This window comes from Kordia aestuariivivens (assembly GCF_014397005.1).
GTDB lineage: Bacteria > Bacteroidota > Bacteroidia > Flavobacteriales > Flavobacteriaceae > Kordia > Kordia aestuariivivens.
The window spans coordinates 1-9508 of the sequence record NZ_JACGWS010000028.1 but is presented as its reverse complement, the minus strand read 5'-3'; the positions used below and the strand labels follow the sequence as shown (position 1 = coordinate 9508).

The 9508-nt window shown below is 33.4% G+C and carries 7 protein-coding genes; 4 read left to right on the top strand and 3 right to left on the bottom strand.

What is annotated here, in order from left to right; genetic code table 11:
- Positions 1-810: 810 nt before the first annotated feature.
- On the bottom strand, positions 811-1488 hold the full coding sequence (locus H2O64_RS23825; protein ID WP_187564757.1) for a DUF4294 domain-containing protein: 678 nt from the start codon (positions 1486-1488) through the stop codon (positions 811-813).
- Between the two features lie 111 nt (positions 1489-1599).
- Between H2O64_RS23825 and H2O64_RS23820 the strand changes: the two genes are divergently transcribed.
- The 3 genes from H2O64_RS23820 (at position 1600) to H2O64_RS23810 (ending at position 5721) form a co-directional block, all read left to right on the top strand.
- On the top strand, positions 1600-2688 hold the full coding sequence (locus H2O64_RS23820) for a M42 family metallopeptidase (protein WP_187564756.1): 1089 nt from the start codon (positions 1600-1602) through the stop codon (positions 2686-2688).
- Between the two features lie 861 nt (positions 2689-3549).
- Positions 3550-5271 carry a helix-turn-helix domain-containing protein gene (locus H2O64_RS23815; protein ID WP_187564755.1) on the top strand — a complete coding sequence of 574 codons (1722 nt, stop codon included), beginning with the start codon at positions 3550-3552 and terminating at the stop codon, positions 5269-5271.
- 237 nt (positions 5272-5508) lie between these two features.
- A complete protein-coding gene (locus H2O64_RS23810; RefSeq protein WP_187564754.1) occupies positions 5509-5721 on the top strand; it encodes a hypothetical protein in 213 nt (70 codons plus the stop codon).
- Positions 5722-5773: 52 nt separating this feature from the next.
- On the opposite strand, the gene H2O64_RS23805 is transcribed toward H2O64_RS23810, so the two are convergent.
- Together H2O64_RS23805 and H2O64_RS23800 are read right to left on the bottom strand one after the other, a co-directional pair.
- Positions 5774-7165, bottom strand: coding sequence for a M20/M25/M40 family metallo-hydrolase (locus tag H2O64_RS23805; protein WP_187564753.1), 1392 nt, complete (start codon positions 7163-7165; stop codon positions 5774-5776).
- A 17-nt stretch (positions 7166-7182) separates the two neighbouring features.
- On the bottom strand, positions 7183-8061 hold the full coding sequence (locus tag H2O64_RS23800) for a PPK2 family polyphosphate kinase (RefSeq protein WP_187564752.1): 879 nt from the start codon (positions 8059-8061) through the stop codon (positions 7183-7185).
- An 89-nt stretch (positions 8062-8150) separates the two neighbouring features.
- On the opposite strand from H2O64_RS23800, the gene H2O64_RS23795 reads away from it, so the two are divergent.
- Complete coding sequence (locus tag H2O64_RS23795; protein ID WP_187564751.1) at positions 8151-9362, top strand: hypothetical protein; 1212 nt, start codon at positions 8151-8153, stop codon at positions 9360-9362.
- Positions 9363-9508 lie beyond the last annotated feature (146 nt).

Below are 9508 nucleotides of genomic sequence, written 5' to 3'. Positions count from 1 at the left end.
ATCAATATGTCAATGAACTCGTAATTTCTTTTTATCTTTACTTTGCTTCCCGTAGAAAGCGGGTGCAAATATAAAACCCTTTTTTGTTTCTAACAAAACTTTTTTAAGATTTTTTTTGAAGCTCTTTTGCAAACTTCTTGCCTCTTAAATCACAGCCTTTTATTATCAGAACTTAAACTAAATCCGTTCCCGTTTTTAGCGGCTGCAAACATACAACCTTTTTTAATATCCAAACAATTTTTTTAAACTATTTTTTAAAAAGTTTTTTTATCTAAATCTTACTTCAATATCGTATCAGAACTTACCACTAAATCTATCTGTTTTAGCGGGTGCAAATATAAAATTGATTTCTATATCCACAAGCCTTTTTATATCTTTTTTTACCCTTTATTTTTAACACAATCTTAACCAGCTTATCAAGAGTGTTTTACATCCTAAAGTTTTTTACTTTGACTCACCTCGACTCACTTCGACAAGCTCAGTGACCGTGGATTTGGGTGTTTGTCTATTTGTTAATCTGTTTGTTTGTTTGCTGGTTGTCTGAAAACTTACTAAATACTCCTATTATATATAGGTGTGCTGAATTCGGGTTAACGATGGAGCCATTGTTGGAGCTCTTTGCAGCTTTTTTTTTAAGCTGCAAAAGCGACTGGCGAGAGCGTGACCGCTATTTTCTAGCGGGAACCCCCACACTTTACTTCGACAAGCTCAGTGCCCTACTTTGATAAACTCAGTAACTAGGTTTTGATTTTTGATTGTCCTTTTTTTAAAAAGGGTAATAAATGTACTAATTTTTATTTAATCATGCAACTATTTCTTTTCCTGAACTTTAGTAGACCATTTGTCTGTAAGTTCAAGGTAAGAGAATGGCAATGCCGAAGGTTGTTTTTTTAGTTGCTTGTGATAGAAAGCTCTTTGAAGTATGTCTTCTATTAGGTAATCTTCGTGATCTGATTGTGGCTTGAACTCTCTTTTTAGAGATATATCAAATAGGTTTGCCGTTGTGTTGTACCAAAATGCTTTCCAACCACTCCGCAAACGCTTTATGAGATTGAATGCAGTATCGCCCGTTTGTCTGTGAATGAGCTTTATGAGAATTTGCCCTTCAGTCTTGGTTAGCTTTTTTAGTTTTGCTGATAGCTCTTCTTCAATGAATTTCTGAACTCTTTTGGTATATCTTCTGCGTTTTGATTTGGAATCTATTTTATCGAGTCTTTCGTTTAGTTTTAGTAAACGATCAGCAGCCATTTTAGCATACGGATATACTTTTAGTGTTTTTCTCCTAAGTATTAAGTAGCGAATCCGTTCTTCTTTAGATTCAAATTTTAGTTTATTGAATAGAATGACTTCTTCTAGTTCTATTGAAGTTCGCGGAATGGTATCGCCTTCGATTAGAAACGGTTTTACCTTCGTTGTGTCTTGCGTTACAATTTGCGCCTGACCAACATATACCAGCAATATTAATATAATGAGACTAATCCTTTTCATGTCTGACTTGAAATTCTTTCAATTTTTATATCAAATGTAATAATTCGTTCGCTTATAACTGTTAAATCTGTTTTAATATTATTATTTTCGTCTGAATTAAATTAAAGTTTTATGGCAAAAAAGAAAATTATGAATAAGAAGTCGATGACTTTTTTGGAAAAATATTTGAATAATGCTGCTCCAACAGGTTATGAATGGGATGGACAGAAGATTTGGATGGATTATTTGAAACCTTATGTTGACGAGTTTATTACAGATTCTTATGGAACTGCCGTTGGTGTTATTAACCCAAAAGCAAAGTATAAGGTCGTTATTGAAGGACATGCCGATGAGATTTCGTGGTATGTGAATTATATTACTGACAACGGATTGTTGTATGTGATTAGAAATGGCGGAAGTGATCATCAGATTGCGCCTTCTAAGTGGGTTAATATTCACACGAAGAAAGGCATTGTTAAAGGTGTTTTCGGTTGGCCAGCAATTCACACAAGAAATAAAGGAAAAGAAGAGCCTCCAAAGTTAGATAATATTTTTATTGATGTTGGATGTACTACTAAGAAAGAAGTTGAAGCACTTGGCGTACATGTTGGTTGTGTGATTACATATCCAGATGAATTCCATGTATTGAATAAGGATAAGTTTGTGTGTAGAGCTATTGATAATAGAGCTGGTGGATTTATGATTGCTGAAGTTGCACGTTTGTTACATGAGAATAAGGTAAAACTTCCTTTTGGATTGTATATTACAAATTCGGTTCAGGAAGAGATTGGTTTACGTGGCGCTCAAATGATCACAGAAACCATCAAACCTAACCTAGCGATTGTAACTGATGTTTGTCATGATACTACAACGCCAATGATTAACATGAAGACACAAGGTGAAACTAAAATGGGCGATGGACCTGTGATTTCGTATGCGCCAGCTGTTCAAAATAATTTGAGAGAGCGTATTATTGAAACTGCTGAAGCAAAGAAGATTCCTTTTCAACGTATGGCTTCTAGCCGTTCTACCGGAACTGACACAGATGCTTTTGCTTACAGTAATGGTGGCGTTCCTTCTGCGTTGATTTCACTTCCACTACGTTATATGCATACCACTGTAGAAACTGTACATAAGAATGATGTAGAGAATGTAATCCGTTTGATCTACGAAACATTATTAACAATTAAAGATGGAGAAACGTTTAGTTATTTTGACTAATTGATTCTTTTAGATATTGAAAAAGCGACATTATATAATATAGTGTCGCTTTTGTTTTTTTCTACGTGATTTATTTTTCGAATTAAATTCGATTTCAAATAATTACACCTAACGAACCTAAAATCGAACTTTTGGCTGCAGGATGAGACAATCTTATTAACAATTACCTTCTGAGGTCTCACAATCAACACAAAGAACTACCAAACTTGTAGGACTGCATGAATCAAATACGGAACAATAGTCGGAACAATAGGTAGAGCCACCTCCTATAATTGAGTTGTCATGTAATTGGGAAATTGACTTTTTATTAAGCCTCAGAGATTTAAGATTTCTTTTTTTCATGAAAAAAAATTTTGATTAAGAATAAAATATATGAAAAAAAATCATGAATGACTTACGGTAATACCATCGTTAACATTTAAAACAGTAGTTCTTGCAAACAAAAAAATCCCAACATCACTGTTAGTTTTTTTTACTTTTAGTACACAGAAAGCGAATCGAATTTTGCTGAATACTCTAAAATCCTTCCGCATCTTCCACGATTGAACCGCCATAGATGAATTGCGGATTCTGGATTTCAAATTGTACTAAGTTTTCTAACATAATAATTGATTTTAGTTGTTAATACTGCTGTGAAATTATACAGAAAGAGAGTCCTGTAAAAGAAAGACAACCTACAATTCACTGAATTACAGTAAATAATAATAAATGTGGTATTTAAATTAGTTCTTTCTTGTTAATAAGCTTTATTTTTTCAGCTTGAATACTATCCTACTCAAAATAACTACATATATTTTATATGTTTATTTTAGTATCTTACCTCAGAAAACAGTTCTTAATATTTTATCACAAAAGAAACACTTGAAGCATTTTTATTTACACAGAACAATTATAGTCTTAATAGTGTCTTTCATTTCTGTAATTTCTTACGCTCAAAATAATGTTACTTCTTTTATTGCAAAATATAACAAGTTATACTTAAAAAACCCAAATGCGGCAATATCATTTTGTGATCAGTTAATAGACTCTGAAGAAAATGACAAAAAAGCATTTGGCTATGCAGGCAAAGCGTATGTACATTCGTTACAATCTGATTTTGATTTGGCAGATCCGCTTTTTAAGAAAGCCATAGCTCAAATAGAACTGGTAACTCAAGAAAAAACAGATATTAAAGGTTATATATTTTATTTTCAAAGTTTACGATATTTAGAAAGTCATGAATTAGAAACTGCCATATATATTCTAAATGAAACTATTCGTTATTGTGCCAGCAATTGTTCTCCTTTGTTAGAAATAAAACTGCAAGCTGCATTAAGCAGGCTTTACTCTTTATCTAATAAACATTTTAAAGCCATAGAAATAAATCATGTGTGTTTGTCAAAAATTAAAACAGCACCTAACTATTTAACTGATTATAGTTTACAAAAAGAATACCTGAGGCAACTAGTGAGTTTAGGTTTTAAGTTTATGAGTATTCATATTTATCATTTGAATGAAAAAAAGTATGAATCTTACTTAGATTCTACACAACAATACGCAATACTAGCTAAAAATTATGCCAAAAAGCAACAGATTCCTGACTATAATGGCAATATCATATTAATGAATGGAGATATTAATTTTTATAAACACAACTACAAAATTGCCAAACAATATTATCAAGAAGGTTTAAAAATCTATCAAGAAGAAAACCGTAAAAAACGTATCGCACAAGGTCAATTTGTAATTGCTGAATGTGATTATTATTTAAAAAACTGGACGCAAGCAGAAGCAATATTCTTAAAACAATTAGCAAATGATACTTGGTCTGAGTTTCAACTGTTAGATTATGAAGCGATCTGCTATTTTTACTTATTTAAAATTTATGAACAAAGGCAACAACCTCAAAAAGCACTTGAATATGCTAATAGTTACGCACAAAAAATAGAAGAATATCTCAAAACAAGAAATGCATCTGAAACTTCCATAAGCGACATTGTGGTACATGAAAAGAGAAAAAAAGAAATAGAAACCTATGTGCAAAATTATGATTCGCAAAAAAAACAGAAACGTATTTATTTATATTTATTTCTTGGCTCAATTTTACTAACTGGCACACTGATCGTATATTTTTTTCGAGTAAAAAGAAGAACTAAAAGAAATATGAGTTTACTTCATTCTAGAATTGAACAATTACAGCAAGATGTTACCAAACAAAACAAACCTAAAACTTCCAATCCTTTAACTGATGAGAATGCTTTAATACTCATTGAGAAACTCAAAAGAATAGAAAAAGAGCAATGGTTTTTAAAGCCAAATTACACATTGGCTACGGTAGCAAAAAAGCTGAATACAAATTCTAGCTACTTGTCCAAAACCGTAAATAACTATTTAAATCTAACGTTCGCAGCATATAGTAATAGACTTCGTATACATAGTATTACGCAACGCCTAAAAGAACAAAAAAATCTAAGAAATTATACTGTAGAAGCTTTGGCCAAAGAAGCAGGTTATAAAAGTATAGGTGCGTTTAACACAAACTTCAAGAAACTATTAAAAGTAAGTCCTTCTCAATACCTGAAAGAACTAAAACGGAATGAATAATGGTAGTTTTCAACTATTAATTCTTCTTTTTCGAACTCATACACTACAACTTTCCGACACATTACCACACCTCTATAAGTGGCTAAAAATCAAAAAAATACACACTAAAAAACTACAGTCATTTTTATAAAATTGACAAAATTCTAATTGTTTTATTGCGTATGACATAACTAAATTTGAAATGTAAATTACATGCAAAAACTAATTTATAACATCTATAAAATTAAACCATTTATTATGAAAAAAAAGAATTTGAGAGGCTTAAAACTAAACAAAGAGTACATGTCAAATTTGAATGATCTCAATGGAGGAGCTGAAAAGTCTCAAAGAAGAACAAATTGTGAACTCTGTATTAAGCCACCAACTCAGGCAGGAACTAGTTGTAATACATGCGGTGATTCTTGTGGTGATTTTACATGTTGGGAAACATGTCATTGGTGCAACCGTTAGTAACTAAACTAAGCGAACCAAAGTTCGCTTAGTTTTTATATTTTACAGGATATTATCCTTTTATTTTCTTCTTCTTTACCGTTCCGTATTTATCAAATAGATATACTAATGATGTCATGGTTGCAGCGCCTAGTTCTAATTCGCGTTTGTTAACTGCGTCAAATGTATCGTTTGCAGCATGATGATGATCAAAATAACGTTGCGAATCTGGGCGTAAACCTGCCAACACAATTTGATCGTCTTTTAATGGTCCAATATCTGCACCGCTTCCACCTTTTTCAAAGTAATGAATTAGATAAGGTTTGAATAATGCTTTCCAGCTTTCTACTTGTGCAAAGTTTTCGGGAGAACAATCAAACGAGAAACCTCTTGGCGTGAATCCACCAGCATCACTTTCTAACGCAAATACATGCTTCTCTCCTTTTTCTTTGGCTATTTCCGCATATTTTCGTCCGCCGCGCAATCCATTTTCTTCATTCATGAATAATACAACTCTAATGGTACGTTTTGGTGTATATCCTGTTTCTTTAATTAAACGTAGTACATCCATGCTTTGTACAACGCCTGCGCCATCATCGTGAGAACCGTCACCTAAATCCCAAGAATCTAAATGTCCACCAACAATAATAATTTCGTTTGGAAATTCGCTTCCTCTGATTTCTCCGATTACGTTATGCGACAAAACATCGTCATATTGTTTGCAATGCATCGTGAATCCAAATTTTATTTTTGAATCTTTTTGCAATTGCTTACTTAATAATTCAGCTCCATTAGTACTTATTGCAGCCGCAGGAATTCTGTCTTCTACTGCTACATCTTCATAGCCCATACTTCCTGTATGCGGATAATCGTCTAAACGCAAGTTCATTGAACGTACAACAACGCCGACAGCGCCAAATTTGAGTGCTTCTTTTGCGCCAGCATATCGCTGATCTACACAACCGCCATACGCTTCAAACGTGCTGATTAAGTCAGGTTGCATTGGACGATTATAGAATACTATTTTCCCTTTGATTTTGCCTTCTCCAAGTGCTTTTAAATCTTCAATCCCTTTTACTTCGATGATTTCTGCTACAATTCCGCCAGATTTTGTCGCAACAGAACCGCCTAATGCGCAAATTGGCACTGTAATTTTCCCAGAGTTTGTAAGTATATATGCTTCTTCTGCTTTACCACGTTCCCACTTTGGCACCATTACTTCTTGAAGCCAAACGTTATCTAAACCTAATTTTTCTAATTCGGATTTTGTGTATTGCACAGCTTTCGCCGCATTGGTCGATCCGGAAAGTCGTCCGCCAATATTGTTGGATAAATGATCTAGCCACGCATAACTTTGTCCATTGATTAATGACGTAGAATAGACACTTTTTAGTTGTTTTTCGTCTGCATTTTGCGCAAAGCCAATACAAGCTGATAGATATAATAAGATACTAAGTTTTTTCATATGTATTCTTTAAGTAATTATTCTGATGCTAGTTGTTGTTTGTAAAGTTCAAGATTCGCTTTGAAATCGTCATGCAATTCAGGTTCTTGAATGTCAGTATATTCTTTTAGCGTATCAAGTATTGTTTTTGCAACAATAAGTCTTGCTGTCGATTTATCATCCGCAGGAATTGTAAACCAAGGCGCATGCGGTTTGCTCGTTTTGTTTATTGCATCTTCGTAACATTCTTGATATTTGCCCCAAAGTTTACGTTCTTTTAAATCGCCAGGCGAGAATTTCCAGTTTTTTTCTTTTAATTCTAATCGACGAAGCAATCTGTTTTTTTGTTCTTCTTTTGAAAGGTTCAGGAAAAACTTGAAGATAATCGTTCCGTTATCGGAAATGTGCTTTTCAAAATTGTTGATTTGCTCAAAACGTTTCGCCCAAAAATCGTCATTTATATCAGCAACACTATCTACTCCTGGAATATTTTCGCCCATAATATAATAAGGATGTACACGTGTTACCAATACATTTTCGTAATGCGTTCTGTTGAAGATTGAAAATTTACCTCTTGCTGGCAACGCAATGTAATGTCTCCATAAATAATCGTGCTTTAATTCTAGTTCGGTTGGCACTTTAAAACTGTGCACTACAATTCCGCGTGTGTTGAAATCTTTAAAAACTTCACGGATTAAGCTGTCTTTTCCAGCCGTATCCATTCCTTGCAAACAAACTAATACGCCATATTTTCCGTGTGCGTACATAGTATCTTGTAGTTTGCCTAGTTTTTCTCGAATGTCTTCTAATTCGTTTTTAATATCTTTTTTAGATTCACCAAGATCAAATTTGGTGCTAGTATCACTTAGTTTTATAGGTTTCGTTACTTTAAAAGTGTCTTTATCAAAATGATTCATGCGTTACTATTTTTCTTTGAGTGCTAAATATACGGATTGTGCTCCACATTTTTTGTAGTTTAGCCGCTTCAAATTATCAGTATTGCATTATGAAGTATCAAAAAATAGTTTCCCTTTTATTTTTGAGTTTTAGTTTGTTTGTTTTCGCGCAAAGCGATCAAGATTCAATTCCCGCTTTTGCTAAAAATGGAATTTCAAAACCGAGTATTGTATCTACAAATCCGTTTGGAATTTTTATTTCACGATTAAACCATAATTTTAAGTTGAAAGCTTCCACGCGAAAAGAATTACATATTAGTCTGGAAAGCGGCAATATTTGGGGACCGAATGTAAAAACCTTTATTCCGACGAACACTTCATTACGTAATGAAATGCGTGGTATTGCATGGTTTAGCAGACAGTATTTTGTAGATGAAGAACTGATTGATGCTGAAAGTTTCGAGATAGAAACCGATGGTGTGATTAAAGGTTTGCGTGGCGATTTCACCATTCCAACAGCTAAAAATCAAGAATTAGTTATTGGGTTTAGAGCTTTTATTTTAACAAACGGAAAGTTTCCTTTTTCATCATTGACAACAGATAAGTTTATTGAGTTTTTTCATGATAATGTTGCTGGTGGCGATGATCCTTTTGACAGACGCGTTTTTGGACTTGATAAAGCAACGTTTTTATATAAAGATAGAAATGGCAGAGAACTGAATCTTGGAAATGGTGATTTTTTAACTGCCGGAATTGAAACACATTATTATTATTATCCTGAGTTTTTGAATGATAAGAAGATCTATTTCAATCTTGGTGCGCATCTAGGCACGAATCTTTCTGAATATAATATGTCTATGGATTTTGGTCTTTCTGCGGCTGGTGTAAAACAGTTTGATTTGAACGATCGTAATTTTATATTAATTGGCTTGGGAACAAATGTACTTCGCAAGAACGCAATTGATTTTCAAGATGATAATCTCGATTTTGGAACGAATGATTTTATTGGAAGTTTTGAAGCAAATGCTGAATATTCGTTTATTTCATCAGGAAAAACATATCATTCATTTGGTTTGAGTTATTATGCGCAGACAAGTCTACATAAAAAAGATGAAGATGCTTATAATGTTTATGTGCGTGATGATGATGCTTTTAAATCTTGGGGACATGGAACGCGCCATTTGTATAAAAACAATAATTATTGGACGCTTGCCTATACGTTTACACGAAAAATCTCTACGACATTTTACATCCAACAAGATTTTACCTTGAATAATAATCCTGATTTACAGACTGGCGTGAGTGTGAAGTTTGGGATATAAGGTTCTAGGTTTTAGGTTTTAGGTTCTAGGTTCTAGGTTCTAGGTTCTAGGTTCTAGGTTCTAGGTTCTAGGTTCTAGGTTCTAGGTTCTAGGTTCTAGGTTCTAGGTTCTAGGTTCTAGGTTCTAGGTTCTAGGTTCTAGGTTCT